This window comes from Mycolicibacterium grossiae (genome assembly GCF_008329645.1).
Lineage (GTDB): Bacteria > Actinomycetota > Actinomycetes > Mycobacteriales > Mycobacteriaceae > Mycobacterium > Mycobacterium grossiae.
In genome coordinates this window covers 3,151,384-3,177,670 of record NZ_CP043474.1, presented here as the reverse complement: position 1 = coordinate 3,177,670, position 26,287 = coordinate 3,151,384, and the positions used below count along the sequence as shown (strand labels likewise).

Annotated in this window: 23 protein-coding genes; 8 read left to right on the top strand and 15 right to left on the bottom strand. The window is 71.4% G+C overall.

The genetic code is table 11. From position 1 onward, the window contains the following. The first annotated feature begins 58 nt into the window (after positions 1 to 58). The 4 genes from FZ046_RS15255 (at position 59) to FZ046_RS15240 (ending at position 5,804) form a co-directional block, all read left to right on the top strand. Positions 59 to 1,633 carry a molybdopterin-dependent oxidoreductase gene (locus tag FZ046_RS15255; RefSeq protein WP_070353419.1) on the top strand — a complete coding sequence of 525 codons (1,575 nt, stop codon included), beginning with the start codon at positions 59 to 61 and terminating at the stop codon, positions 1,631 to 1,633. Between the two features lie 99 nt (positions 1,634 to 1,732). Next, positions 1,733 to 3,265: an ATP-dependent DNA ligase gene (locus FZ046_RS15250; RefSeq protein WP_070353420.1), complete on the top strand. Its 1,533-nt coding sequence runs from the start codon at positions 1,733 to 1,735 to the stop codon at positions 3,263 to 3,265. Positions 3,266 to 3,357: 92 nt separating this feature from the next. Beyond that, positions 3,358 to 5,667 carry a carbon starvation CstA family protein gene (locus FZ046_RS15245; RefSeq protein ID WP_070353421.1) on the top strand — a complete coding sequence of 770 codons (2,310 nt, stop codon included), beginning with the start codon at positions 3,358 to 3,360 and terminating at the stop codon, positions 5,665 to 5,667. Further along, the gene (locus FZ046_RS15240; protein ID WP_099045919.1) at positions 5,667 to 5,804 is read left to right on the top strand and encodes a YbdD/YjiX family protein; all 138 of its coding nucleotides are present in this window, start codon (positions 5,667 to 5,669) and stop codon (positions 5,802 to 5,804) included. Before FZ046_RS15245 ends, FZ046_RS15240 begins: the two co-directional genes overlap by 1 nt. Positions 5,805 to 5,808: 4 nt before the next feature. On the opposite strand, the gene FZ046_RS15235 is transcribed toward FZ046_RS15240, so the two are convergent. The 8 genes from FZ046_RS15235 to FZ046_RS15200 form a co-directional block, all read right to left on the bottom strand. Then, entirely contained in the window at positions 5,809 to 6,258 is a 450-nt protein-coding gene (locus FZ046_RS15235; protein ID WP_070353422.1) for a DUF350 domain-containing protein, read from the bottom strand. Positions 6,259 to 6,271: 13 nt separating this feature from the next. Next, the gene (locus FZ046_RS15230; RefSeq protein WP_070353423.1) at positions 6,272 to 7,441 is read right to left on the bottom strand and encodes a glutathionylspermidine synthase family protein; all 1,170 of its coding nucleotides are present in this window, start codon (positions 7,439 to 7,441) and stop codon (positions 6,272 to 6,274) included. 1 nt (position 7,442) lies between these two features. Further along, positions 7,443 to 7,976, bottom strand: a complete 534-nt coding sequence (locus FZ046_RS15225; protein ID WP_070353458.1) for a hypothetical protein — start codon at positions 7,974 to 7,976, stop codon at positions 7,443 to 7,445. A 178-nt stretch (positions 7,977 to 8,154) separates the two neighbouring features. Next, the gene (locus FZ046_RS15220) at positions 8,155 to 9,201 is read right to left on the bottom strand and encodes a TIGR03857 family LLM class F420-dependent oxidoreductase (protein ID WP_070353424.1); all 1,047 of its coding nucleotides are present in this window, start codon (positions 9,199 to 9,201) and stop codon (positions 8,155 to 8,157) included. Continuing rightward, positions 9,198 to 10,169 carry an NAD-dependent epimerase/dehydratase family protein gene (locus FZ046_RS15215; RefSeq protein WP_407664480.1) on the bottom strand — a complete coding sequence of 324 codons (972 nt, stop codon included), beginning with the start codon at positions 10,167 to 10,169 and terminating at the stop codon, positions 9,198 to 9,200. The genes FZ046_RS15220 and FZ046_RS15215 overlap by 4 nt, the downstream gene beginning before the upstream one ends. A 28-nt stretch (positions 10,170 to 10,197) precedes the next feature. Continuing rightward, a complete protein-coding gene (locus FZ046_RS15210) occupies positions 10,198 to 11,238 on the bottom strand; it encodes an acyl-CoA dehydrogenase family protein (protein ID WP_070353426.1) in 1,041 nt (346 codons plus the stop codon). A 23-nt stretch (positions 11,239 to 11,261) separates the two neighbouring features. Then, positions 11,262 to 12,035: a crotonase/enoyl-CoA hydratase family protein gene (locus FZ046_RS15205; protein WP_070353427.1), complete on the bottom strand. Its 774-nt coding sequence runs from the start codon at positions 12,033 to 12,035 to the stop codon at positions 11,262 to 11,264. 84 nt (positions 12,036 to 12,119) lie between these two features. Then, positions 12,120 to 13,295: a thiolase family protein gene (locus tag FZ046_RS15200; RefSeq protein WP_070353428.1), complete on the bottom strand. Its 1,176-nt coding sequence runs from the start codon at positions 13,293 to 13,295 to the stop codon at positions 12,120 to 12,122. Between the two features lie 114 nt (positions 13,296 to 13,409). Here FZ046_RS15200 and FZ046_RS15195 point away from each other — a divergent pair, with 114 nt between their 5' ends. Further along, on the top strand, positions 13,410 to 14,231 hold the full coding sequence (locus FZ046_RS15195; RefSeq protein WP_070353429.1) for a mycofactocin-coupled SDR family oxidoreductase: 822 nt from the start codon (positions 13,410 to 13,412) through the stop codon (positions 14,229 to 14,231). Between the two features lie 41 nt (positions 14,232 to 14,272). On the opposite strand, the gene FZ046_RS15190 is transcribed toward FZ046_RS15195, so the two are convergent. The 6 genes from FZ046_RS15190 to fabG form a co-directional block, all read right to left on the bottom strand. Next, a complete protein-coding gene (locus FZ046_RS15190; protein WP_070353430.1) occupies positions 14,273 to 15,853 on the bottom strand; it encodes a GMC family oxidoreductase in 1,581 nt (526 codons plus the stop codon). Positions 15,854 to 16,095: 242 nt separating this feature from the next. Continuing rightward, positions 16,096 to 17,379, bottom strand: coding sequence for a PucR family transcriptional regulator (locus FZ046_RS15185; RefSeq protein ID WP_070353431.1), 1,284 nt, complete (start codon positions 17,377 to 17,379; stop codon positions 16,096 to 16,098). Between the two features lie 69 nt (positions 17,380 to 17,448). Beyond that, positions 17,449 to 18,132: a GntR family transcriptional regulator gene (locus FZ046_RS15180; protein ID WP_070353432.1), complete on the bottom strand. Its 684-nt coding sequence runs from the start codon at positions 18,130 to 18,132 to the stop codon at positions 17,449 to 17,451. Further along, positions 18,116 to 19,309: an acyl-CoA dehydrogenase family protein gene (locus FZ046_RS15175; RefSeq protein WP_070353433.1), complete on the bottom strand. Its 1,194-nt coding sequence runs from the start codon at positions 19,307 to 19,309 to the stop codon at positions 18,116 to 18,118. Before FZ046_RS15175 ends, FZ046_RS15180 begins: the two co-directional genes overlap by 17 nt. Further along, on the bottom strand, positions 19,306 to 20,523 hold the full coding sequence (locus tag FZ046_RS15170; protein ID WP_070353434.1) for an acetyl-CoA C-acetyltransferase: 1,218 nt from the start codon (positions 20,521 to 20,523) through the stop codon (positions 19,306 to 19,308). The genes FZ046_RS15175 and FZ046_RS15170 overlap by 4 nt, the downstream gene beginning before the upstream one ends. Before the next feature lies 1 nt (position 20,524). Further along, entirely contained in the window at positions 20,525 to 21,265 is a 741-nt protein-coding gene (gene fabG, locus FZ046_RS15165; RefSeq protein WP_070353435.1) for a 3-oxoacyl-ACP reductase FabG, read from the bottom strand. 57 nt (positions 21,266 to 21,322) lie between these two features. Between fabG and FZ046_RS15160 the strand changes: the two genes are divergently transcribed. Then, positions 21,323 to 22,492: an acyl-CoA dehydrogenase family protein gene (locus FZ046_RS15160; protein ID WP_070353436.1), complete on the top strand. Its 1,170-nt coding sequence runs from the start codon at positions 21,323 to 21,325 to the stop codon at positions 22,490 to 22,492. 92 nt (positions 22,493 to 22,584) lie between these two features. On the opposite strand, the gene FZ046_RS15155 is transcribed toward FZ046_RS15160, so the two are convergent. Beyond that, positions 22,585 to 23,037, bottom strand: a complete 453-nt coding sequence (locus FZ046_RS15155) for a MaoC family dehydratase (protein ID WP_070353437.1) — start codon at positions 23,035 to 23,037, stop codon at positions 22,585 to 22,587. Positions 23,038 to 23,402: 365 nt separating this feature from the next. On the opposite strand from FZ046_RS15155, the gene FZ046_RS15150 reads away from it, so the two are divergent. Together FZ046_RS15150 and FZ046_RS15145 are read left to right on the top strand one after the other, a co-directional pair. Then, the gene (locus tag FZ046_RS15150; protein WP_070353438.1) at positions 23,403 to 24,128 is read left to right on the top strand and encodes a hypothetical protein; all 726 of its coding nucleotides are present in this window, start codon (positions 23,403 to 23,405) and stop codon (positions 24,126 to 24,128) included. Continuing rightward, positions 24,125 to 26,281, top strand: coding sequence for an Rv1355c family protein (locus FZ046_RS15145; protein ID WP_070353439.1), 2,157 nt, complete (start codon positions 24,125 to 24,127; stop codon positions 26,279 to 26,281). Before FZ046_RS15150 ends, FZ046_RS15145 begins: the two co-directional genes overlap by 4 nt. Positions 26,282 to 26,287: the final 6 nt, after the last annotated feature.

Here is a 26,287-nt window from a genome sequence, read left to right as displayed (position 1 = left end):
CTTACGGTAAGGGCGCTGGCTCACCCGGCCGTATGCGCGCGTCGGTACGTTGGCGGCCATGGTCGACCGCGCTGACCGTCCCAGCCCGCTGCTCGGTGTCGCCGCCGCGGCGGTCGCGCTGGGGGTCACCCAGCTCGCCGCCGTGCCGTTCGGCCCGGCCGCCGATGCGCGCACCGCCGTCGGCAGCGCCGTCGTCGACCTCACCCCGGGCCCGGTCAAGGAGTGGGCCATCCAGACGTTCGCCACCGCGGACAAGCTGTTCCTCACCCTCGCGGTGCTGTTCGTGATCGTTCTGATCGCCGGGCTGAGCGCACGCTTCGAGACCCGTCGGGTGCCGGTGGGCAGCATCGCGATCGCGGTGGCCGGAGCCATCGGGTGCGCGGCCGTGCTGTCCCGCCCGGGCGCCACCCCGCTGCACGTCATTCCCACGGTCGTCGGCGCCGCGTGTGGCATCGGCGTGCTGCGACTGCTGGTGTCCGGCAGGTTCACCGACCCCAAGCCCCGTCGCCAGACCACCACCGTTGCGCCCGGCGCGGGCCCGGCACCGGACCCCGGCCGGCGGCTGTCGCTGGTGGCACTCGGGTTCCTCACCGTCGGTGCGGTGAGCGGTGCGGCGGGCCTCGTGCTGGGCCGCATGCGCTCCTCGGTGGCGGGCGACCGCAGCGCCTTCGCGCTGCCCACGCCGGCGACGCCCGCGCCGCCGGTCCCGCCGACGGTGCAGCCCGCCGGAGTCGACCTGCCGCCGTTCATCACGCCGGCCGCCGACTTCTACCGCATCGACACCGCGCTGGCGGTCCCCCAGGTCAGCCGTGAGGAATGGAGACTGAAGATCCGCGGCATGGTCGACCGCGAGGTGACCCTCACCTTCGCCGACCTCGAGCGCTTCACTGCCGTCGAGAAGGTCGTGACCCTGGCCTGCGTGTCGAACCCGGTGGGCGGCGACCTCATCTCGAACGCCACCTGGACCGGCTACCGGGTGCGCGACCTGCTGGCGGAGGCCGGCGTCCACGACGACGCCGACATGGTGCTCTCGAAGTCCATCGACGGGTTCACCGCGGGCACGCCGGTGGAGGCGATGACCGACGACCGCGACGCGTTGCTGGCGGTCGCGATGAACGGCGCGCCGCTGCCCACCGAACACGGCTACCCGGCACGGCTGGTCGTCCCCGGCCTCTACGGCTACGTCTCGGCGACCAAGTGGGTCGTCGACCTGGAACTGACCCGCTTCGACCGGGCCGAGGCGTACTGGACCCGGCTCGGCTGGTCGGCCCGCGGGCCGATCAAGACGCAGTCGCGCATCGACGTGCCGCGCGCCGGTGCGGACGTCGCCCGCGGACCCGTCCAGTTCGGCGGCGTCGCCTGGGCCCAGCACCGCGGCGTCAAGGCCGTCGAGGTGCGCATCACCGGCCCCGGGCAGCCCGCCGACCGGTGGCAGCCCGCCCAACTGGGCGCCGCCTACTCGAACGACACCTGGCGGCTGTGGAGCTTCGGCTGGCAGGCCACCGAACCCGGGTCCTACGAGATCTCGGTGCGGGCCACCGACAACACCGGCGCGGTGCAGACGTCGCAGCAGGCCGACGTGGTCCCCGACGGCGCGACCGGCTGGCACACGGTGCCCTTCACCGTGACCTAGCCACCCGGTCCCCCGAGAGCATCGTCCCCCGAGAGCATCGTCACCCCGAGAGCGATGTCCCCCGAGAGCGATGTCGGCGTGGCGTGCCACCCTGGGCATGTGCTCCTCCTCGACGTCGCCACCGCCTCCGCCGACGTCGGCGCGGTGTCGTCCCGGCTGGCCAAGACCACCCGGATCGCCGACGTGCTGACGCTCGCCGCCGCCGGAGGTGACGCCACCACGATCGCCACGACGGTGGCCTGGCTGTCCGGGGAGCTGCCGCAGCGTCAGATCGGCGTGGGCTGGGCCGCGCTGCGCTCGCTGCCGTCCCCGGCGACCGACCCCACGCTCACCGTGCCCGGCGTGCACGCGACGTTCGACGCCGTGAAGGCCGTCGCGGGCAAGGGCTCGACGGCACGTCGCGCCGAGCTGCTCGGCGGCCTGTTCGGCGCCGCGACCGCCGCCGAGCAGGCCTTCCTGCGGCGCCTCCTCGGCGGCGAGCTGCGCCAGGGCGCCCTGCTCGGCGTCATGGCCGACGCCGTCGCGAAGGCCGCCCTCCTGCCCGCCGCCGACGTACGGCGCGCGGCCATGCTCAGCGGCGATCTCGCCGCGGTCGCGGCGGCCGTCCTCACCGAGGGCGCCGAAGCGCTCGGCCGATTCCGCCTGCAGGTCGGCACCCCGGTGGGGCCGATGCTCGCGCAGACCGCCACGGGCGTCGACGCCGCGCTCGAAAAGCTGGGCGGGACGGCCATTCTCGAGGCGAAGCTCGACGGCGCCCGGGTGCAGATCCACCGCGACGGCGACCGGGTGACGGTGTACACCCGCAGCCTCGACGACGTCACCGACCGCCTGCCCGAGGTGGTGGCGGCCGCGAGGGCGCTGCCCGCGCACGCGGTGATCGCCGACGGCGAGGCCATCGCGCTGCGTCCCGACGGCCGCCCGGACCGGTTCCAGGTGACGGCCTCGCGATTCGGCCGCCGCGGCGCCCGCGGCGCCGACCAACCGCTGTCGGTCTTCTTCTTCGACCTGCTGCACCTCGACGGCACCGACCTGCTCGACCTCCCCGCCACCGAACGCCTCGCCCGGCTCGACGCCCTCGTCCCGGAGACCCAGCGCGTCGATCGCACGGTCACCGCCGACCCCGACGAGGCCGCCTCGTTCCTCGACCGCACGCTGGCCGCCGGGCACGAGGGCGTCATGGCCAAGGCGCCGTCCTCGCCGTACGAGGCGGGCCGGCGCGGTGCGGGCTGGCTGAAGGTGAAGCCCGTGCACACCCTCGACCTCGTCGTGCTCGCGGTGGAGTGGGGATCGGGCCGGCGCAGCGGCACGCTGTCCAACATCCACCTCGGCGCGCTCGACCCGGACACGGGCGGATTCGTGATGCTGGGCAAGACCTTCAAGGGCATGACCGACGAGATGCTGGCCTGGCAGACCGAACGCTTCCTCGGCCTCGCCGACGGCCCCACCGACGGGGCCGTTGTGCGGGTGCGGCCCGAGCAGGTCGTGGAGATCGCCTTCGACGGCGTGCAGGCCTCGACGCGCTACCCCGGCGGCATGGCGCTGCGCTTCGCGCGGGTGCTGCGCTACCGCGACGACAAGAACCCGGCCGAAGCCGACACCGTCGACACGGTGCGCGCCTTCCACGACCGTTGAGCCGAGGGGTACTGCCGAGCCGGAGGGGACCGCTGCGCCCGAATGGGGGCGTTCGTCACCACGGCGCTGGCCACGATGACAGGATCGAGCACATGGCCTCATCGTCTTCATCCCCGCCGGCCCCCGCGACGTCGGAGCGCACCGAGGAGACCGTCGGCGACGTCACGTACGTCCGCACCGCCAAGGACCTCCCTCCGGTCGCGATCGTCGACCGCTCCCCGATCACCGCGCGGCACCGCATCGTGTTCGGCGTCGTCGCACTGCTCGGCGCCATCGCGTGGGCGGTCATCGCATTCTTCCGCGGCGAGACCGTCAACGCCGTGTGGTTCGTCATCGCCGCGATCTGCACCTACGTCATCGGATTCCGCTTCTACGCCCGCCTGATCGAGACGCGCATCGTCCAGCCGCGCGACGAGAACGCCACGCCCGCCGAGGTATTCGAGAACGGCACCGACTACCTACCCACCGATCGGCGGGTGCTCTTCGGCCACCACTTCGCCGCCATCGCGGGCGCCGGACCGCTCGTCGGTCCGGTGCTGGCCATGCAGATGGGCTACCTGCCGGGCACCATCTGGATCATCGTCGGCGCCCTGGTCGCCGGCTGCGTGCAGGACTACCTGGTGCTGTCCATCTCGGTGCGCCGGCGCGGCCGGTCGCTGGGCCAGATGGCGCGTGACGAACTGGGCACCACCGGCGGGGTCGCCGCGATCGTCGGCGTCCTCATCATCATGGTGATCCTGCTGGCCGTGCTGGCGCTCGTCGTGGTCAACGCTCTCGCCGAGAGCCCGTGGGGCGTCTTCTCGATCGCCATGACCATCCCGATCGCGATCTTCATGGGTCTGTACCTGCGGTTCCTCCGCCCCGGCCGGGTGTCCGAGGTGTCACTGATCGGCGTCGTCCTGCTGCTGCTGGCCGTCGTCTCCGGCGGCTGGGTGGCCGAGACCGCCTGGATAGCCGACTGGTTCACGCTGTCGAAGGTGACCCTGTCGTGGTGCATCATCGTCTACGGCCTCGCCGCCTCGGTGCTGCCGGTGTGGCTGCTGCTCGCGCCGCGCGACTACCTGTCGACGTTCATGAAGGTGGGCACCATCGCGCTGCTCGCGGTGGGCATCCTGCTGGCCCGCCCGCTCATGGAGGCGCCCGCGGTGTCGTCGTTCGCCTCGAGCGGCACCGGGCCGGTGTTCGCCGGATCGCTGTTCCCGTTCCTGTTCATCACCATCGCCTGCGGCGCGCTGTCGGGCTTCCACTCGCTGATCTCCTCCGGCACCACGCCCAAGCTGCTGGAGAAGGAGAGCCAGATGCGGCTCATCGGCTACGGCGGCATGCTCACCGAGTCGTTCGTGGCGATCATGGCGCTCATCACCGCGGCGATCCTCAACCAGCACCTGTACTTCGCGATGAATGCCCCGACCGCGTCCACCGGCACCACCGCCGAGACGGCCGCCACCTACGTCAACGGCCTGGGCCTGTCGGGTCCCCCGATCACCGGCGCCGAGATCACCGCGGCCGCCGAGAGCGTCGGCGAGGAGTCGATCGTGTCCCGGACCGGCGGCGCGCCGACGCTGGCGTTCGGCATGTCCGAGGTGCTGCACCAGGTCTTCGGGGGCGAGGGATTCAAGGCCTTCTGGTACCACTTCGCGATCATGTTCGAGGCGCTGTTCATCCTCACGACGGTCGACGCCGGCACCCGCGTCGCCCGCTTCATGCTGTCCGACGGCCTCGGCAACCTCGGCGGGCCGATGGCCAAGCTGCGCAACCCGAGTTGGCGTGTGGGCGCGTGGATTTGCAGCGTCATCGTCGTCGCGGCGTGGGGCAGCATCCTGCTCATGGGCGTCACCGACCCCCTCGGCGGGATCAACACCCTCTTCCCGCTGTTCGGCATCGCCAACCAGTTGCTCGCGGCGATCGCGCTGACCGTCGTCACGGTCGTCGTCATCAAGCGTGGGCTGCTGAAGTGGGCCTGGATCCCCGGCATTCCGCTGCTGTGGGATCTGGTGGTGACGATGACGGCATCGTGGCAGAAGATCTTCTCCGGCGACCCCAAGGTCGGCTACTGGACGCAGCACTTCCAGTACCGCGACGCCAAGGACGCGGGCAAGACGGCGTTCGGCGCGGCCAAGGACGCCGGCCAGATCGACGCGGTCATCCGCAACACCTTCATCCAGGGCACGCTGTCGGTGGTGTTCGCCGTGCTGGTGCTCATCGTGTTCGTCGCCGGGGTCGTCATGGCGCTCAAGGCGATCCGCGGACGCGGGTTGCCGCTCGCCGAGGACGAGCCGGTGCCGTCGCGGATCTTCGCGCCGTCCGGTCTGTTCACCACGAAGGCGGAGAAGGAGGTGGCGAAGCAGTGGGAGGCATCCGGCACGCAGGGCGCGAGATCCGTGCGTACTGGCGCGCACTGATGGGCGACGACCTGTACGAGCGCTACGTCGCGCACCGCGCCCGCACCCACCCGGGAGAACCGGTGCTCACCGAGCGGGAGTACTGGCGGATGCGGCACGCCGCGACGGAGGCCAATCCGCAGACGCGCTGCTGCTGACCCCTCAGAGGATCGCTGCAGCGACGATCAGTCCGAGTCCGGCGTGCGCACCCACCACCACGAGCGCCTCGGGGGTGTACCGCTCGGCGGCGAGCACGGCCCCGATGTCGATGCCGGTGACGAGTTCGATGATGCGCACCGACACGGCCTGCGCGACGATGCCGAGCAGGCCGAAGATCAGGGTCTTGAGCAGACCGTCGAGCAGGTCGCCCGACGAGCTGAAGATGGCCAGCACGACCACGATCGACAGCGAGACCAGGCCCGACGCGGCGATCGCCGCCGCGTTCGGGCGGCCGGCCTGCACCAGGGTGCGCAGCGGTCCCGGCGTCGTCCAGTCGAGGACGAAGAAGCCGAGCACGATCAGCGCGAGCCCCACGATGGCGTAGAGCGCGATGGCGGACGCCCCGTGACCGAGTGCCGACCAGTAGTCGGGGGGCAGCGCAACGGTGGTCACGGGTGGTCCTTCCTCATCGGGGCAGCGGGATGCGGTGCGGCACGAACGCCGCGCCGTCGTCGGTGACGAGTCCGGAGGTCTCCCGGATGCCGAGGCCCGCGGACTCGTCGCCGACGATCCACGCGCCGAGCGCGGGCCGCATGTCGTCGAAGGTCGGCAGCGGGTCGAACAACTGGTAGACGAAGCCTTCCTCGCCGTACACGCCGCCGGTCTGCATCTCGTGCCCGTCGGCGTGGATGGTGATGTTGGCGCCCTCGCGGCCGAGCTTCGGCTTGCGCACGTAGTCGACCAGCTCGTGCGGGTCGTCGACGTAGGCGGGCAACAGGTTCGGGTGGCCGGGATGCATCTCCCACAGCACGGCGAGAATCGCCTTGTTGCTCAGCAGCGTCTTCCACAGCGGCTCCACCCACATCGTCTGCGGCAGGGAGTCCAGCGCTCGCTTCCCGAAGTCGTCGTCGACGAGCCATTCCCAGGGATACAGCTTGAAGATGGAGTCGATCGGCGCTTCCTCGAGGTCGACGAACCGCGACAGGTCCTCGTCGAAGCCGATGTCCTCGATCGCCAGGCCGACGGTGGCGAGGCCGGCCTCGGCGGCGCACTCCTGGATGTAGGCGAGGGTGACGTTGTCCTCGCCGGTGGGGTCGGCGGCCGACCAGGTGAAGTGCGTCTCGGCGCCGGGCAGCCGGTCGCGGATCTCGGCCCAGCGGGCGACGAGCCGCTCGTGCAGCGAGTTCCACTGGTCGTCGGCGGGGAAGACGTCGGTCTTCCAGTGCCACTGCAGGATCGCCGCCTCCAGCAGCGAGGTCGGCGTATCGGCGTTGTACTCCAGCAGAACCGGCGGTCGACTGCCGTCGTAGCGCAGATCGAAGCGGCCGTAGAGGTGGGGATCGCCTCGGCGCCAGGACTTCTCGACGTGCTCCCAGGACCATTCGGGCAGCCCGAAGTCGCGGTAGCGCTCGGTGAGCACGACGTGCTCGACGGCGTCGAGGCACATCGAGTGCAGCACTTCCACCGACGCCTCGATGGAGAGCACCTCGTCCATGTCGAAGACGTAGTGCACCGATTCGTCCCAGTACGGCCGCGCCGTGCCGTCGGCGTCGCGCGCCGGCGTGCCGAAGCACATGCCCTGCTCGCCGACGATGCGGCGCCAGTCCGGACGGGGTGCGTGACGTTCGCGTCGCACGTCAGCTGCCCGAGCCGCTGTGGCTGCTCGAGCCGAAACCGCCGCGCGTCACCGAGCTGCCGTCCGATCCGCCGCGGGAGATGCTCTGCCCGGCCGACGTGCGGCCGGTGGTGCCGCGCGGCAGTTCGATGGTGCCGCCGCGCGCGACGCTGCCGATGCCGGAGTTGTTGCCGCCGTAGTAGTAGCGGTACGGCGACCCGGCGAAGATGAACAGGCCACCGGTGCCCACCGTGCCCGTGGAGCAGTACTGGTCGGGCACCACCTCGTTGGTGCCGTCCCGCACGCAGGTGGCGGACACCTCGTCGTCGTCGTTGAGCAGGTGGTAGCCCAGCGCGACGGCGCCGACGAGGCCGACCACCGCGACCGACCCCATGAGCGCCTTGCGCCGGGTCGCCGCGCGGGCGTCGCGTTGGCGTTCCTGTTCCTCGGCGAACCGTTCGGCCGCCTCGCGGGCCTTGCGCGCCTTGTCGCGCTGCCGCGCCTCCGCGACGGTCGGCTGCCGCGGTTGCGCGGTGGCGGCGTCCTGCCAGCGGATCGACCCGGCGGTGCGGCCCTCGGCGGGCGCCGTCTCCCCGTCCGATGCGTCGTCCGGTGCGCCGTCCGGTGCACCGGCTGCGCCGGCGCTCGTCTCGTCGTCGCGCACGATGCCCCTCCCGCTCCGTGAACCTCCAGCATAGAGAAGACGCCCCTGACGGCGGTCCGCGGCTGTGGCCTCAGCCGACGGTGGCGCGGTACTCGGCGACGATCGGCGCCAGCTCCGCCGGCGTGGCGCCGTGCAGGATGACCGCGTCGGCGCCGTGATCGAATTCGCGGCGCACCCGCTCGACGCACTGCCGCGCCGAGCCGGTCGCCGCCGGCTCGAGCCACTCGTCGGGCAGCAGCGTCGCGATGTGCTCGATCTGCTCGGCGGTCGCCTTGTGGTCGATCCCGCCGGGCACCGACTGGACGACCGGGTCGTCGCGAAACCGCGCCAGCACCGCGGGATCCCAGCCGTTGGTGCGCACCAGCAGGTCGCCGTAACCCTGCAGGTAGGTCGCGAGGCGGGCGACGGTCTTCTTCAGCCGCAGTTCCTCGGGCAGGTGATCGCCGACGGTGGCGAAGCAGGACCACACCCGCACCGCGGCCGGATCCCGGCCGGCGCGCTCGGCGGCCCTCTTGACCGTCGCCACTGCACGCGCCAGCGTCTCCGGAGTGAAGTAGGTGTGCAGGATGACGTCGTCGAAGACCCGGCCGCCGAGCGCCAGCGTCCGCGGACCGAACGCAACCAGCGCCAACCGGATGTCCTCGCGGAAGTCGGCGTCGAGGAACAGCACCGGGTACTGCCCGATCGGTCCGTCGTGACCGATGATCACCTCGCCGTGCCACAGCCGGCGCATCACCCGGGCGAAGTCCTCGAGTTGAGCGGTGGTGATCGCCGGGACGCCGAACGCGTCGTACATCGCGGCGATGCCGCGGCCCAGACCGAGCGTGAAGCGGCCGCCGGAGAGTCGGTGCATGGTGGTCGCCCACGATCCGGTGATCAGCGGGTGGCGCGTGTTGTGGTTGGTCGCGGCGGTCGCGATGCGCAGGCGGGACGTCACGGCCAGCGCGGCGCCCGTCAGCGACGACGCCTCCTTGACGTTCCACCGCTCCGAGACGAACCCGGTGCCGAAGCCGAGTTCCTCCCCCTGACGCGCCTCATCGACCAGCGTCGCCGGACCCTCGCCTCCTGCCCCCGCCAGCAGGTAGAAGCCCAGTTCGTCCAGCACCCGTTCGGTCACGTCGCCGATCCTGCCGCATCCCGGTGGAAACGGGCCGCCGCCCGGACCGCCTCGGCGACGGGCCGGGGTTGCCAGCCCAGCTCCCGCGTCGCCTTGGCGTGGTCGGCAGGCGACATCACGTGCATCAGCCGGACGCCGGTCACGGTGAGCGGCGGGTCGCGGCCCAGCAGCTGGCTGGCGACGTCGAGCAGCCACGCCACGGCGTAGACCACCGGCAGCGGCACCCCGATGCGAGGCGGTCGTGCACCCACCTCCCCGGCCGCGATGGCGAGCAGGTCGCGCATGGACAGGTAGCTCTCCGAGACGATGTACCGCTCGCCGGGGCGGCCGCGCTCGGCGGCCAGGACGAAGGCCCGTGCGACGTCGGAGATGCCGACCACCTCGGCGCTGACGCCGCGGACGTACACCGGCATCCGGCCGCGCGCCGCCGCCCGGATCAGCAGGCCCTGGTGCGGCTGGAAGTCCAGCGGCCCGTACGGCGTGGACACGCACATTGCGACCGCGGGCAGCCCGCGCTCCGCGGCGTACCGCAGCACCATGTCCTCGGCGCGGCGGCGCGACGCGATGTAGGCGCCGCCCGCCCAGTCGACGGGCATGTCCTCGGTGGCGCGCCGGCCGGGTGGGGCCAGGGCGATGGTGCCGATCGTGCTGCAGAACACGAAGCGCGACAGGCCCATCGTCACCGCGACGTCCAGGACGTGGCGCAGCGCGTCGACGTTCGTCGCGAACAGCGGTGCCGGGTCACGCAGGGTGAACCGGGTGTCGACGACGCAGTAGCACACCACGTCGCAGCCGGTCATCGCCGCGCGCACCGCGTCGGCGTCGGTGAGGTCGCCGTGATGGCGCTCCACGTCGAGGTCGTCGATGCCGTCGGTCCGACTGGTGCGGCGCAGGAAGACCCGAACGTCGTCGCCGTCCTCGACGAAGGCGCGGGTGACGTGCGAGCCCACGAAACCGCTCGCGCCCATCACGAGTACGCGTCGGCCGGCCATCGCGTCAGGCGCTCTCCCGTTCGGCGACCAGACGGCCGATGCGGACGGCGGTGGCGGCGGGGTCACCACCGGCGAGCGACCAGCCCCGGGCACGGACCAGGTACGCCGTCGCGGCCGCCTCCGCCGACACCCCGAGACCGCCCTGCACCTGCACGGCCGTCGTCGCGGCACGTGGCGCCACGTCGGCCAGGAAGACGAACGCCGCGGGCGCCAGCTCCGGACGTGCGGCGGGTTCGTGATCGAGGTACCAGGCGGCACGCCGGGCCAGCGCGCGTCCGCCCTCGACGGCGACCGCCACGTCGGCCAACGGATGCGAGATGCCCTGCAGCGACCCGATCGGCACGCCGAGCGTGTACCGCGTGGTGGCGAACCGGGCCGCGATGGTCATCGTCTCCTCCACCAGTCCCGCCAGCGCGGCAGCGGTGAGCAGCCGCCATTCGTCCATGGCGAGCCGATGGGCGGCCGCGGCGTCGGGGCCGCTCGCCAGCACCGTGCAAGTGTCGGCGGCCGCGGGGTCGATCCACGCCATCGGCAGGCAGCCGATGTTGGCGACCCCCGCGGGCGGCTTGCGGTGGGTCAGCCGGACGACGTCGTCGCCGTCGCGCACCAGCACCTGGGCGGCGACGGCCCCGGAGGGCACCAGCCGCGGTCCGGCGCCGGGCGTCTCGACGGCGTCGAGACCGACGATCGACTCCCCCGACACGACCGCGGCGTCGTCGAGGACGCCGAGGCGCGCGAGGAGGCGGGCACCGCAGACGTGGTCGATCCACGGCAGTGGCGCCAGGCGCCTGCCCAGTTCCTCGGCGACCAGGACGAGGTCGACGAGTGTGGCGCCGTCGCCGCCGACCGACTCGGGGAGCGCCATCGACGCGGCGCCGGTGGCGCACCACCGGCGCCACAGGTCCGCGTCGAAACCGGTTGCCTCCGCCGCACGCACGGTCTCCAGCGGGCAGTGCGCGCTCAGGAAGTCGCGGTAGGCGCGCTGCAGTTCCCCCTGGTCGACCGACAGCGCGTAGTCCTGCCTGCGGAGTTCGTAGCGGTCCATCCGTCATCCCCTGCTCGGGTGGGTCAGGAGCCCGTCCAGTTGGGCTTGCGCTTCTCGGCGAATGCCGTCGCGCCCTCCATCGCATCCTTCGACGAGAACACCGGCATCACCAGTTCGCCTTGCTTGCGCCACATCTCGTCCTCACTCCAGCCGGCGGCCGAGGCCATGACCTGCTTGGTGACGGCGACCGCGAGCGGGCCGTTGGCGGTGATGCGGCCGGCCAGTTCCAGAGCGCCCTCGAGCGCCCCGCCGGCGTCGGTGAGCACGTTGACGAAGCCCCACTGCGAGGCCTCCTCGGCGGTGAAGCTGTCGCCGGTCAACGCCAGTTCGAGCGCCTTCTGGTAGGGGATGCGGTGCTGCAGTCGGAGCAGGCCACCGCCCGCGGCGACCAGTCCGCGCTTGACCTCGGGGATGCCGAACTTCGCGTCCCTGGCTGCCACCACGAGGTCGGTGGCCAGCACGATCTCGGTGCCGCCGGCCAGTGCGTAGCCCTCGACCGCGGCGATCAGCGGCTTGCGCGGCGGGCGCTCGGTGAAGCCGATGCCGCGACCCGGGATGGTCGGCACCTCGCCGGCCATGAAGGCCTTGAGGTCCATGCCCGCACAGAAGTTGCCGCCCGCGCCGGTGACGATGCCGACCGACAGCTCCGGGGTGTCGTCGAGTTCGTCCATCGCGTCGGCGAGCCCCTGCGCGACGGCGGTGTTGAAGGCGTTGCGCGCCTCCGGCCGGTTGATGGTGATGATGAGCGTGCGGTCGCGGCGTTCACGCAGGACGACCTCGTCGGGGTTGTCGGACACCGCTTCACCATACGTGCCACGGCACCGGGCCGAAGGCGTTTCGGACGACGAATCATCGTCGTGCGCAACGCGATTGGTCGAGCGTCAGACCTCGACGACGACGGCGCCGCCCTGGCCGCCGCCGGCACACATCGCCGCCACGCCGATGCCGCCGCCACGGCGGCGCAACTCGTGCACCAGCGTGGTCACCATCCGGGCGCCCGACGCCGCAATCGGGTGACCGAGGCTGCACCCGCTGCCGGAGAAGTTCACCCTCTCCTCGTCGAGGCCGTACTCCTTGCACGCGGCGATGGGCACCGAGGCGAAGGCCTCGTTGATCTCCCACAGCGCCACGTCGGAGGGACGCAGACCCGCGCGGTCGAGCACCTTGCCGATGACGCGGACGCCGCCGAGCCCGGTGTCGCGGGGCGCGACGCCGACCGAGGCCCAGGCCTTGACCGTGGCGAGGACGTCGAGGCCGGCGCCGTCGGCGTAGCCGCGCTCGGTCAGTGCGACGGCGGCGCAGGCGTCGTTGGTGCCACTGCTGTTGCCGGCGGTGATCGAGAAGCCCTCGATCTCGGGGTGCAGCACCTTGAGTCCGGCGAGCTTCTCCACCGTGGTGTCGCGTCGCGGGTGCTCGTCGACGGCGAACTCGGTGACCGCACCGTCGGCCTGGGTGATCTTGAGCGGCAGGATCTCGTCGGCGAACTTGCCGGCGTCCTGCGCGGCGACGGCGCGCTGGTGACTGCGCGCGGCCCAGGCGTCCATCTCCTCGCGACTGATGCCGGCCGCCTGGGCGGTGTTCCAGCCGACGGTGATCGACATGTCCCTGGTCGGTGCGTCGGGGGTCTCGACGTGCGTGGGCGGCATCCACCGCTCCTCGAACTTCAGCTCGGGTCCGGGGATGCGCCAGTTCACCAGCGGGGTCATCGACAGCGACTGCACGCCGCCGGCGATCAGCGCGCGCTCCATGCCCGAACCGATCTGGGCCGAGGCGTTGCCGATCGCGGTGAGGCTGCCGGCGCAGTGCCGGTTGACCGACTGGCCCGGCACGTGCTGCAGGCCGGTGGCATCCGCGGCGTAGCGCGCGAGATCGCCGCCGCCGTAATGTGATTCGGCGAAGATGAGGTCGTCGATGTCGTTGGGGTCGATGCCGGAGCGGCGCACCACCTCGGGCAGCACCGCCGTGATCAGGGTCTCCGGCGGGGTGTTGACGAGCGTGCCCTTAAAGGACCGCCCGATCGCGGTACGGACGGCTCCGACGATGACGGGTGTGGGCATTCGACGACCTCGCTTCGGCTATGAGACGTTACAAAAGTAGCAGAAACTGTTTCACCTGCGGTAAGTGACCGGCATCACGCCGGCGGCCGCCGAACGGGCAGGAGGCTCGATCCGTTGACCGGACGTCTGTTGGACAGGGTCGCATTCATCACCGGCGCGGCACGTGGGCAGGGCCGCGCGCACGCCGTCCGAATGGCGCAGGAGGGCGCCGACGTCATCGCGGTGGACGTCGCGGGCCCGCTACCGCCGTGCATCCGCTACGACCCGGCCACGCCGGAGGACCTGGCAGAGACCGTGCGCCTGGTCGAACGGACCGGCAGGCGCATCCTCGCCTCGGCGGTCGACGTCCGCGACCACGACGCGCTGCGTTCCACGGTCGCGGCCGGCGTCGCCGAACTCGGCCGCCTCGACGTCATCGTCGCCAACGCCGGCATCACCGTGCCGCAGACGTGGGACGAGATCACGCCGGAGTCGTTCCGCGACGTCCTCGACGTCAACGTCACCGGAACGTGGAACACCGTGATGGCCGGCGCCCGGCACCTCGTGGACGGCGGCCGCGGCGGATCGGTGATCCTGATCAGCTCGGCAGCCGGACTGAAGATGCAGCCGTTCATGATTCACTACACCGCGAGCAAGCACGCCGTCACCGGCATGGCGCGCGGCTTCGCCGCGGAACTGGGACGGCACGGCATCCGGGTCAACAGCGTGCACCCCGGCCCGGTGGCCACCGACATGGGATCCGGCGACATGGTCGCGGAGATCGGCCGCACCATGGAGTCGCATCCCGCGCTCGGCGCGATGCTGCAGGGTTTCCTGCCCGCCGGCATCTGCGAGCCAGGCGACATCGCCGACGCGGTGCTCTGGCTGGCCAGCGACGAGGCCTCCTTCGTCACCGCGGCCGCCATCGCGGTCGATGGGGGCAACGTGCAGTTCTAAACCAGGTGTGCCATGCCCGGACGACCGGGAGGCGCTCCTCTTCAGTCGGCGGCGGCGCGCAGGAGGTCGGCGGCCTTCTCGCCGACCATGACCGTCGGGGCGTGGGTGTTGCCGTGCGGCACCGTCGGGAAGACCGAGGCATCGGCCACGCGCAGCCTCTCGACGCCGTGCACGCGCAACTCGGCGTCGACGACGCCGTCGTCCTCGCTGCCGATGCGCGCACTGCAGGCGGGATGGTAGGTGTGTTCGGCGAGTCGCCGGACGCTGTCGGCCAGATCGGCGCGGGTGCGGGCGGCTGCGCCGGGGTTGATCTCCCGCCCGGTGATGCCCTTCAGGGGCGGTGCCGCGGCGATCTCGCGCGCCCGTTGGATGCCGTCGATCATCGCCTCCATGTCGGCACGCTCGGCGAAGTAGTCGAACCGGACCGCCACCGCGTCCCGGGGGTCGGCGCTGCGCAGCCGAACGGCACCGCGACTGAGGGGCGCGACGAGGGAGCACGCGATCGTGAAGCCCGGACCGTCGTGGGTGGTGAAGCCATGATTCTGCAGAAAGCCCGGGCAGCACATGAACTGCATCACCGGGCCGGTATCACCGGGCCGCCGGTCGGTGAAGCCGCCGCATTCGGGGATGTTCGACGTCAACAGTCCCCGCCCGCGGACCAGGAAGTCGGCCAACTGCCGTGGCGTGCGGGCGGATTCGAGGGTTCCCGTCGCGCCGGGGGCGTCGAAGTTGACGGTGTAGAGCGGATGGTCCATCAGGTGGCTGCCGACGTTCGGGTTGTCGACGACGACGGGAACGCCGTGGTCGGTCAGGTGGTCGGCGGGCCCCACGCCCGAGAGCATCAGCAGTTGCGGCGTGTTCAGCGCCCCCGCCGAGAGCACGACCTCCCGGTCGGCACGCAGCAGGACGCGCCGGCCGTTGCGCTGCACGTCGACGCCCACGGCCCGGCCGCGTTCGATGCGTACGCCGAGGACGTGCGTCTTCGTCGCGATGTCGAGGTTCTCGCGTCGTCGGGCGGGCGCGACGTACCCGTCGGCGGTCGTCCATCGCCGGCCCCTGCGCTGGGTCAGCTGGAAGAACCCGGCGCCGAACTGCTCCGGGCCGTTGAAGTCGTCGTTGGGCTCGATGCCGGTCGCGACCATCGCCGCCACGATGGATCGGCTCAGCGGGTTGGGCGACCGCGGATCCTCCACGCGCAGCGGTCCGTCGCCACCGTGGTAGGTGTCTTCACCCCGCGAGTTCGCCTCCGCTCTGCGGAAATAGGGCAGGACCTCGTCGTAGGACCAGCCCGTCGCACCGGCCTTCGCCCAGGAGTCGTAGTCGTCGCGGTTGCCGCGGATGTAGATCATCGCGTTCATCGAGCTGCATCCGCCGAGCATCTTGCCGCGCGGGTGGAACAGGGAACGCCCGTCGAGGAACCGTTCCGGCTCGGTGTGGAACTGCCAGTCCAGCGCCGTCTTGAACTGCGTCGGGAAGGCCGCGGGCATCGCCACGCGGAGACGGCGGTGCGACCCGCCCGCCTCGATCAGCAACACGCGCACGGCCGGGTCCTCGGTGAGCCTGCTCGCGACGACGGCTCCGGCGGATCCGGCACCGACGACGATGTAATCCCACGACTCCACGTGCACGTCCTCTCTCGAGTTCGCTGCACTGTTCCACGGCGCGCACGTCGACGCCTTGGCCGTGGAGGACGAGTCTTCGCCCGATGTTGGTCGCCCGGAGACATACGTTTCGGCTGCGGCGATGGCTACCTTTCGGTGCCCATGTGGTCCTTCCTGGCGATCTTCCTCCTCGGATTCTCACCGCTGCTGATCCCGCTGCTCGTCACCGCGCACGACGTACTCCGTCGTTGGCGCGGACGGGCCTAGGGCGACGTCCGCAGCACGGCCTGCCCGTACCACCGACACATCAGCAGGGCGACTTCGACGTCGATCCGGTCTTCGTCGATCGCCCGCCCGCGCCGTTGCAGAGCTCGGCCGACCCGGTACTTCACCGTGTTGGGGTGCAGGATGAGTTCCTCGGACGCCACCTTGTAACTGCCGCCGTGGAGCAGGTACGTGCGCAGCGTCTCTCGCAGACGGGCAGCGCCGTCCTCGTCGTCGGCGAGGTCGCCGAGGACGTCGGCGACCCAGGAGCGTGCCGCCACGACGTCGGTACCGATGATCGATGCCAGCGCCAGCCCCGGGTCGGCGGCGGAGACGACGATCGGCTCCGTGCCGTGACGCGCACTGGCGACCGAATGCGCCGCCCGGGCGTGCTGATGGGAACGACGAAATCCCGCGATGCCCGCGGCAGGAAGGCCGACGGCGATGTTGGGCACTCCGCGCCTGCCGGAGGCGAATTCGCGCATGTCCTCTACGGCGGAGTCGACCGCCGCCGTGAACGGCAGCCACCCCCAGGCGGTCAGCGGATTCGCCGCGACGAAGAGCGGCGCCGCCGCCGCGCCGGTCGCGTCACCCAGGTCGTTGAGACAGCGCTGCAGACGCGCCAACCCGTCCGGCTCGGGATGTGCCTCGGAGAACCAGAGAACGACGGCGAGGTGGTGCCAGCGCAGCGGGTAGCGGATCGACGTGGTCGCCGCGTCCACGTCGTCGTCGTACCGTCCGTCCAGCAGCTCGCGTACGCGGACGGCGCGCAGGGTGTTGCGGTTCTCCAGCCAGCGTTCGCGCTCTTCCTCGTAGACGGCGCCGACCTGCAGTGAGATGCGGTCGATGTACTCGAACATCGTTGCGGTGACGGTCTCCAACACCGCCATCCGCTCGGCGGACGGCACATCGACGTCCCGGAGCGCCCCGAAGACGTGTTCGGTCATCCGACGCTGTCCCAGCCGGTAGGCGCGGATCAGCGAGTTCACCGGCACGTCGTTGTGCGCCAGACGCCGTGCGTGCTCGTTGGCCGCCTCCGGGGCGTCCACGTCCTTCACGTCGATGCGTTGGCGCAGCGACCGGAGCACCGTCTCGACGTTGCCGCGGACGCTCGCGTGGAAGAGATCCGTCATCGACGCGTCGCCCGCCATCCGGGGGATGGCCGCCTCGACGAACTGCCGGATGTCGGTGGACAGCTGCGGAAGGTCGTCGATCAGTCGGGTGGCGAGGGCGCGGATGCGCTCATCCTCGTCGAGGGGTGATCCGCCGGTCCAGCGCGCCATCATTCGACCGTAGCCGTGATGCCCGTCCCGCAGAGCGGCATTCGGCACGGAAAGGGCGCTGCGCCCCGTTCAGTCCGCGGCGATCACGCCACGCGCCAGCAGGTGCTCGACGAGCGGGGCGACCCCGACGGCGAAGTGCTCGGCCATCGCCGAGCGCGCCTCCCGGGGATCGCGCCGGCCGAGCGCCGCGAGCACCCGGCGGTGGTCGTGAATGGACTGACGGGGCCAGCCCTCGAGCGTCGGGAACACCGACTCGGGCGCATACCGGGTGATCGTCGACATGACGTGCGCCAGCTTGGGGGCGTCGGCGACGACGTTGATCATCCGGTGGTAGTCGTGGTTGAGCCGCACCGTCCGTTCGAGATCAGCTCCGTCGTAGGCCTTTTCGAGATCGTCCTGGATCGCGGTGAGCGCGGCGAGCTGCTCGTCGGTGACGTTTTCGGCCGCGCGGGCGGCCAGCTCGCCACCGACGTAGGCCTGCACGCCGGCGACGTCGGCGATGTCGCGGGCGGTCACCGCCACGACCATGAACCCGCGTCGGGGGTGCTGATCGAGCAGCCCCTCCGCGCGCAGGGTCAGCAGCGCTTCGCGCACCGGGGTGACGCTGATGCCGACTTCGGCGGCGAGTTGGTCGAGCCGCAGGTACTCCCCCGCCGCGAACGTGCCGTCGAAGATCCGTCGCCGCACGTAGCGCGCCACGTCGTCGGAGAGCTGCGGCCGGATCGCGAAGGCGGGCTCAGAGCCGATACTCATGGAGCAGGTTCTTGCTGATGATCGTCTTCTGGATTTCGCTGGTGCCCTCACCGATCAGCAGGAACGGCGCGTCGCGCATCAGTCGTTCGATCTCGTACTCCTTGGAGTAGCCGTAGCCGCCGTGGATCCGGAAGCTCTGCTGGGTGACCTCGGCGCAGTACTCGCTGGCGAGGTACTTCGCCATTCCGGCGGCGACGTCGTTGCGCTCGCCGGAGTCCTTGAGCCGGGCGGCGTGCACCATCATCAGGTGCGCCGCCTCGACCTTGGTGGCCATCTCGGCGAGTTCGAACGCGATGGCCTGGTGCTCGGCGATCGGCTTGCCGAACGTGCGGCGCTGCTGGGCGTAGCGGACGGCCAGTTCGAAGGCGCGCAGGCCGACCCCGCACGCCCGCGCGGAGACGTTGACGCGGCCCACCTCGATGCCGTCCATCATCTGCACGAAGCCCTGGCCGGGTGCGGCACCGAGCACGTCGGTCTCGGCGGCGCGGTATCCGTCGAAGATCAGTTCCGTGGTGTCGATCCCCTTGTAGCCCAGCTTGTCGAGCTTGCCCGGAATCACCAGTCCCGGGGCGACCTCGCCGAAACCGGCGGGCTTCTCGACGAGGAACGCGGTGAGGTTGCGGTGCGGCTTGTCGGCGCCCTCGTCGGTGCGGACGAGCGCGGCGACCAGCGTGGAGCTGCCGCCGTTGGTCAGCCACATCTTCTGGCCGTTGATCACGTACCCGCCCTCGGGCAGCCGGGTGGCGCGGGTGCGGATGGCCGCGACGTCCGAGCCGAGTTCGGGTTCGGACATCGAGAAGGCGCCCCGTACCTCGCCGGTCGCCATGCGTGGCAGTAACCGCTGCTTCTGTTCGGGGGTGCCGTGCTGGCGGATCATGTACGCGACGATGAAGTGCGTGTTGATCACCCCGGACACGCTCATCCACCCGCGGGCCAGCTCCTCGACGCACAGCGCGTAGGTCAGCAGCGACTCGCCCAGCCCGCCGTACTCCTGCGGGATCATGAGCCCGAACAGCCCCATCTCGCGCATCGCGTCGACGATCGCCTGCGGGTAGGTGTCGGAGCGCTCGAGTTCGGCGGCGTTCGGGATGATCTGCCGGTCGGTGAAATCGCGCACGGCGGCGACGATCTCGGCCTGGACGTCGGTCAGACCCGGGGTCTGGGCCAGTCTGGTCATGCCACCCTCTCGAACACCGCGGCCAGTCCCTGCCCACCGCCGATGCACATCGTCTCCAGGCCGTAGCGGCCGCCGCGGCGGTGCAGTTCGCGGGCCAGCGTGGCGAGCATCCGGCCGCCGGTGGCGCCGACGGGATGGCCGAGCGAGATCCCGGAGCCGTGCACGTTGAGGCGGTCGTGGTCGACGTCGGTGAACTGCCACTCGCGCAGCACCGCGAGGGCCTGGGCGGCGAAGGCCTCGTTGAGTTCGATGAGGTCCATGTCGGCCAGCGTCAGGCCGGCCTTGCCGAGCGCGACCTCGGTCGCCGGGACCGGGCCGATGCCCATGACCTCCGGTCCGACGCCGGCGACGCCCCAGGACACCAGCCGCACCAACGGGGTCAGCCCGCGGGCGGCGGCTTCCTCGACGGTGGTCACCAGGCACATCGCCGCGGCGTCGTTCTGTCCGCTGGAATTGCCCGCCGTCACCGTCGCCTCGGAATCGTGGCGGCCGAGAATGGGTTTCAGCGCGGCCAGCGCCTCGACGGTGGTGTCGGCACGCGGGTGCTCGTCGGTGTCCAGGGTCCGTTCGCCGCCGCGCACCGGCACGGTCACCGGCACGATCGAGTCGGCGAGCAGGCCGTCGCGGTGCGCGGCGACCGCACGCTGGTGCGAGCGGACGGCGAGTTCGTCCTGCTCGGCGCGGCCGATGCCGTACTGCCTGCGCAGGTTCTCGGCGGTTTCGAGCATGCCGCCCGGCACCGGGTGGTGCCGCCCGCCCGCCGTGGTGCGGCCGCGGGTCAGCCCGTCGTGCACCGTGACGCCACTGCGGGCGCCGCCCCAGCGCATGTCGGTGGAGTGGAACACCACGTTGCTCATCGACTCGACGCCGCCGGCGACGACGAGGTCGTGCTGGCCGGTGGCCACCTGCAGGCAGGCCTGGATCACCGCCTGCAGCCCGGAGCCGCAGCGCCGGTCGATCTGCATGCCGGGCACCGTCACCGGCAGCCCGGCGTCGAGCGCGACGACGCGACCGATGGCCGGCGCCTCCGTGCTCGGATAGCAGTGGCCGAGGATGACGTCGTCCACGTCACCGGGGGGCACACCGGTCCGCCCGAGCAGACCGGTCAGCGCCGCGACGCCGAGGTCCACCGCCGTCAGGGCGGCGAACATGCCGCCGTAGCGGCCGATCGGCGTGCGCAACGGTTCGCACACCACGGCTTCGCGCAGGTCCATCTCAGATGTGCCGTCCGCCGGTGACCTCGAGCACCGTGCCGGTCATGTAGGACGACAGATCGGATGCGAGGAACAGCGCGACCGACGCGACCTCGCTGGGCTCTCCCGCGCGGCCCATCGGAATCTCCGCGAGCTTCTCGTCCCAGATGCGTTGCGGCATGGCCTCGGTCATGGCCGAGCGGATCAGCCCGGGCTGGATCGCATTGATGCGTACGCCGAGATGGGCGACCTCCTTGGCCGCCGCCTTGGTGAGCCCTACGATGCCGGCCTTGGCCGCCGAGTAGTTGGTCTGACCGATCAGCCCGACCTTCCCGGAGATCGAGGAGATGTTCACGATCGCGCCGCGCTGCTGCTTGCGCATCACGTTGGCCGCCGCGCGCGTACCGTTCCAGCTGCCCTTGAGGTGTACGGCGATCACCTGGTCGAACTGCTCCTCGGTCATCTTGCGCATGGTGGCGTCGCGGGTGATGCCCGCGTTGTTGACCATGACGTCGAGGCTGCCGAAGGCGTCCACCGCGGCGGAGACGAGCGCGGTGACCTGGGCGCCGTCGGTGACGTCACAGCGCACCGCGCGCGCCACGTCGGGACCCCCGAGCGCGGCCGCCGCCGCCTCGGTGGCCGACGGGTCGAGGTCGCCGAGCACCACGCGCGCGCCCTCGGCCACGTAGCGCGTCGCGATCGCGAGCCCGATGCCCTGCGCACCTCCGGTCACCACTGCACATCGTCCGTCGAGCAAGCCCATCGGCGGTCCGCCTCCTTCGTCGAATCGGATATCGGAAATATGATATTCGTACACACCATGGCCGAGCAGACCGTCAGTGATAGCGACTTCGCCGACATCCTGGCCGCGACGCGCGAGTTCGTCCGCACCGTCGTGGTCCCGCGCGAGGTCGAGATCATGACGGGTGACGAGGTGCCCGCCGACATCCGCGCCCAGGTCCGCGACATGGGCCTGTTCGGCTACGCGATCCCCCAGGAGTGGGGCGGGCTCGGGCTGAACCTCGCCCAGGACGTCGAGCTGGCGATGGAGTTGGGCTACACCACGCTGTCGCTGCGGTCGATGTTCGGCACGAACAACGGCATCGCCGGGCAGGTGCTCGTCGGCTTCGGCACCGACGAGCAGAAGACGCGCTGGCTCGCCGACATCGCCAGCGGCGCCGTGGTGGCGTCCTTCGCGTTGACCGAGCCCGGGGCCGGGTCCAACCCGGCGGGTCTGCGCACCCGGGCGGTGCGCGACGGCGATGGCTGGGCCATCACGGGCCGCAAGCAGTACATCACCAATGCGCCGACGGCCAATCTGTTCGTCGTCTTCGCCCGCACCCGGCCGGCCGACGCCGACGGTCCCGGCATCGCGGTGTTCCTGGTGCCCGCCGACGCCGACGGCGTCACCGTCGGCCCCAAGGACGCGAAGATGGGCCAGGAGGGCGCGTGGACGGCCGACGTCGCGCTCGACGACGTCCGCGTCGGCGCCGACGCACTGGTGGGCGGCGCCGAGGACATCGGCTACCGGGCGGCGATGACGACCCTGGCCCGCGGCCGGATCCACATCGCGGCGCTGTCGGTCGGGACCGCGCAACGCGCGCTCGACGAATCGGTCGGCTACGCCGCCACCGCGACCCAGGGCGGCACCGCCATCGGCGAGTTCCAGCTCGTTCAGGCGATGCTCGCCGACCAGCAGGCCGGGGTGATGGCCGGACGTGCCCTGGTCCGCGAGGCGGCCCGGCTGTGGGTCACCGGCGAGGACCGGCGCATCGCCCCCTCGACCGCCAAGCTGTTCTGCACCGAGATGGTGGGCCGGGTGGCCGACCTCGCCGTGCAGGTGCACGGCGGCAGCGGCTACATGCGCGAGGTCCCCGTCGAGCGGATCTACCGGGACGTGCGCCTGCTCCGGCTGTACGAGGGCACCAGCGAGATCCAACGCCTGATCATCGGCGGCGGGCTGCTGCGGGCGGCGCGCGCCGCGCGCTGAGCCGTCGGGCGCGGCGACTCGGGCGCGGCGACTCGGGCAGTGGCGACTCGGGCCGCGGCGACTCAGGCCGCATCGCCTCAGGCCGCATCGACTCAGGCGATGTAGCGGATGATCGACTCGGCCACCGCGGCCGGCTTGTCGGCGTCCTCGATCTCGATGGTGATCGTCGTCGTCGCCTGCACCGCACCGTCGAGCTGATTGATCGCGGTGACCTCACCGCGCGCCCGGATTCTCGCGCCGACCTTGACCGGGTTGATGAAGCGGACCTTGTTGTAGCCGTAGTTCACCGCGAGCGAGATGCCGTTGACCCGGTAGAGCTGCTGGGAGAAGTGCGGCAGCAGCGACAGCGTGAGCAGGCCGTGGGCGATGGTGGCGCCGAAGGGACCGTTGGCCGCCTTCTCCGGGTCGACGTGGATCCACTGGTGGTCGTCGGTGGCGTCGGCGAAGGTGTTGACGCGGTCTTGGGTGATCTCCAACCAATCGGTGGGACCGAGTTGGCTGCCCTGGGCCGCTGCAAACTCGCTCAGATCGTCGAAGACTTTCACGCCTGCTCCTCTCGGTGGGGTGGCGGCGCCGCGCACCGCCCCTGATACATCTAGTCGCTGTCGGAAGAGAACACAATCTTCGTTTTGCTGGAATTTCGGGGAATTGGTTCGAATCTTCGCCAGATGGCCAGCTGAACATTCTTACGCTGCGGCAATGGTCTGATCATCGAATTGCGACGTTTTGACGCGCACGCAGGTTTACCTCGATTCAGCCTCCTGACCTGCGGGTAGTCCCGAAACACGGGGTGGTGAAAGGCGTTCGGCGACCCGATACTGATCGCGCTATTCGCATTCGGATCGATGCGAAGGACAGCAGTCAGCGACAACTCGACCAACGCATGACTGCGCGACGAATTGGGGTTTTCATGAGCGTGTCCACGGTGGATTTCGACGGCTTCGGCGACGAGCCCCTGGCGGAGAATGCGTCGTGGTGGGACGCGGACTCCCGGGCGACGGTCGTGCTCTCGACGCCACGGCTCGACCCCGAACTGTGGCACGCCTACCTCGGCGGCGCCGAGCGGAGCTACCGGCGACACGGCGTGCAGAATGCGCTGGACGTCGCGGCGATCGCCGACGGCGCCGACACCGCCACGTTCTGCGCCCTGCTCGACGACGACGGTCGGGTGGTGGGCGGCGTGCGGGCCGTGGGCCCCCTGCGGGGAGCCGACGACGCCCACGCCGTTCGGGAGTGGGCCGGCCAACCCGGACAGGCCGCGGTGCGCAAGATGATCGACGACCGCGTGCCGTTCGGCGTCGCCGAGATCAAGTCCGCGTGGAGCACCGACGACCGCGGCAAGGACCTCGGCCGCGCGACCACGGCGCTGTTGGCGCGCAACGTCTTCCACGTGATGGAGCTGCTGGGCCTGCAGTTCTGCGTGGCCACGTCCGCGCCGCACGTCCTGCAGCGCTGGGCGTCGTCGGGCGGCGTGGTGGCCCCCATCCCCCCGACCCCCTACCCGGATGAGCGCTACCTTACGAAGATGATGTGGTGGGACCGGCGCACGTTCGTCCGGCACGCAGACCCCGACCAGGTGGCGAAGATCCTCCGGGAGACCGCTGCGCTGGCGCCGCTGACGGCGCTGGCCCTGTGAACGCTGGCCTCGAGAGCGCTCCGGACGGGGCGTCCGACGGCGCCGGGCACGCCGCCGTTCTGCTCGACGCCACGCGCGCCGACGACGCCGCCACCCTCGATGCGTTGCGCGACGACCCTGGCGTCACCGTGCTCGACGCGCTGGCCACCCAGCGCCGCGGCTTGCGCGAGATCGCCGACGGCGACGCCGCCCTGCTCGACGAGCCGCCGCGGTGGGCGCACTACCCGTGGCGGCGCACCGTGGTCGCCGTCCTCGGACCGCGCGCGTTCCGGCGACTGCGGCTGGACCGCAACCGCAACCTCATCACCCTCGCCGAGCAGGACCGCCTGGGCGCGCTGCGCGTCGGCGTCGTCGGGCTCAGTTCCGGCCACGTCATCGCCCACACCCTCGCCGCCGAGGGGCTGTGCGGCGAACTGCGGCTCGCGGACTTCGACGAGCTGGAACTGTCGAACCTCAACCGGGTTCCGGCGAGCGTGTTCGACCTCGACGTCAACAAGGCCACCGCCGCAGCACGCCGGATCAGCGAGCTGGATCCCTACCTGACGGTGACGCCCTGGCCCGCCGGCCTGACCGACGACACCGTCGACGACTTCCTCGCCGGCCTGGACGTCGTGATCGAGGAGTGCGATTCGCTCGACATCAAGACCCTGGTGCGTCTGCGGGCGCGCGCCCGCGGCATCCCGGTGGTCATGGCGACCAGCGACCGCGGACTGATCGACGTCGAGCGCTTCGACCTGGACCCGGGGCGACCGATCTTCCACGGCCTGCTCGGCGACGTCGACGCCGACGAGCTGCGCGCGCTGACCTCCCAGCAGAAGGTGGGACGGGTGCTGCGCCTGATCGACGTGGCCGGGCTGTCCGGGCGCGCCGCGGCATCGCTGCTCGAGGTGGGGCACGGCCTGTCGACGTGGCCGCAGCTGGCCGGCGACGTCACGCTCGGCGCCGGCGGCGTCGCCGAGGCCGTCCGCCGCATCGGGCTCGGTGGCCACCTGCCGTCCGGCCGGATCCGCCTGGATGCCGCCGCGGCCTTCGACGCGGTCGTCGAACCCGCAGCGCCGCCGGCAGATCCGGTGATGGACGTCGCCGACGCCACCCCCGCCGTCGTCGGCGAGGACCTGCTCGCGTCGATGGTGGCCGCCGCCGTGCGCGCGCCGTCGGGCGGCAACTCGCAACCCTGGTCGATCTCCACGACCGACGACGGCGTGGCGATTGCGGTGCTGCCGGAGCTGACCTCGACGATGGACGTCGCGTTCCGCGGCAGCGCGGTCGCGGTCGGTGCGGCGGCGTTCAATGCCCGCGTGGCGGCCGCCGCGTCCGGCGAGGTGGTGGGCCAGGTGCGCTACGCCGCGCCATCGGGGTCCGCGCCGCTGGTCGCCACCGTCGCACTCGTCCCGGGCTCCGATCCCGACCTCGGCCGGCTGCACGCGGCGGTGCTGCGCCGGGAGACCAACCGCCACCACGGCCCACCGACCGCGCTCGGCGACCACGTCGTCGACGCCCTCGCCGCGGCCGCCGCCCGCGAGGGCGCGGGTCTGCGGCTGGTGAACGCGCGCGAGCAGCTCACCGAGGCCGCGGGCATCCTCGCCGCCGCCGACCGGATCCGCTACCTCACCCCGCTGCTGCACGCCGAGATGATCTCCGAGCTCCGCTGGCCCGGGGACGACGCGATGGACTCGGGCATCGACGTCCGCAGCCTCGAACTCGATGCCGGCACGCTGGTGGCGCTCGACCTGCTGAAGCGTTCGGACGTGATGGCGGAACTCGCCACCTGGGAGGGTGGCCAGGTGCTCGGCGCCGACACCTCCGACCGCGTCAACGCCAGCAGCGCGCTGGCCGTCGTCACGATCTCGGGGACCGAGCTGACCGACTACGCCCGGGGCGGCGCGGCGGTCGAGTCGGTGTGGGTCACCGCCCAGGACCTCGGCCTGTCGGTGCAGCCCGTGTCACCGGCCTTCCTGTACGCGGTGTCCGACGACGACCTCGCGGAGGTGTCGGCCGACCACGCCGTCGCGCTGGCCGGCCTACGTCAGCGCTTCGCGGAGGTCGCCGGGCTGCACGGCGAGGTTCCGGCGCTGATCCTGCGGTTGTCCATGACGCGCCCGGCATCGGTCAAGAGCCGCAGACGCAGCGTGAACGAGGCTGACCGGCTCTAAGCTGGT

Excerpts from the sequence above, each read along its gene's own strand:
- FZ046_RS15215 (WP_407664480.1), bottom strand. The coding sequence starts at position 10,169 with ATGGGCGCGAGCGGTTTCGTGGGCTCGCACGTCACCCGCGCCTTCGTC.
- FZ046_RS15245 (WP_070353421.1), top strand. The coding sequence starts at position 3,358 with ATGGCCTCATCGTCTTCATCCCCGCCGGCCCCCGCGACGTCGGAGCGC.
- FZ046_RS15185 (WP_070353431.1), bottom strand. The coding sequence starts at position 17,379 with ATGGCGCGCTGGACCGGCGGATCACCCCTCGACGAGGATGAGCGCATC.
- FZ046_RS15210 (WP_070353426.1), bottom strand. The coding sequence starts at position 11,238 with ATGGACCGCTACGAACTCCGCAGGCAGGACTACGCGCTGTCGGTCGAC.
- FZ046_RS15180 (WP_070353432.1), bottom strand. The coding sequence starts at position 18,132 with ATGAGTATCGGCTCTGAGCCCGCCTTCGCGATCCGGCCGCAGCTCTCC.
- FZ046_RS15175 (WP_070353433.1), bottom strand. The coding sequence starts at position 19,309 with ATGACCAGACTGGCCCAGACCCCGGGTCTGACCGACGTCCAGGCCGAG.
- fabG (WP_070353435.1), bottom strand. The coding sequence starts at position 21,265 with ATGGGCTTGCTCGACGGACGATGTGCAGTGGTGACCGGAGGTGCGCAG.
- FZ046_RS15160 (WP_070353436.1), top strand. The coding sequence starts at position 21,323 with ATGGCCGAGCAGACCGTCAGTGATAGCGACTTCGCCGACATCCTGGCC.
- FZ046_RS15255 (WP_070353419.1), top strand. The coding sequence starts at position 59 with ATGGTCGACCGCGCTGACCGTCCCAGCCCGCTGCTCGGTGTCGCCGCC.
- FZ046_RS15170 (WP_070353434.1), bottom strand. The coding sequence starts at position 20,523 with ATGGACCTGCGCGAAGCCGTGGTGTGCGAACCGTTGCGCACGCCGATC.
- FZ046_RS15150 (WP_070353438.1), top strand. The coding sequence starts at position 23,403 with ATGAGCGTGTCCACGGTGGATTTCGACGGCTTCGGCGACGAGCCCCTG.
- FZ046_RS15240 (WP_099045919.1), top strand. The coding sequence starts at position 5,667 with ATGGGCGACGACCTGTACGAGCGCTACGTCGCGCACCGCGCCCGCACC.
- FZ046_RS15200 (WP_070353428.1), bottom strand. The coding sequence starts at position 13,295 with ATGCCCACACCCGTCATCGTCGGAGCCGTCCGTACCGCGATCGGGCGG.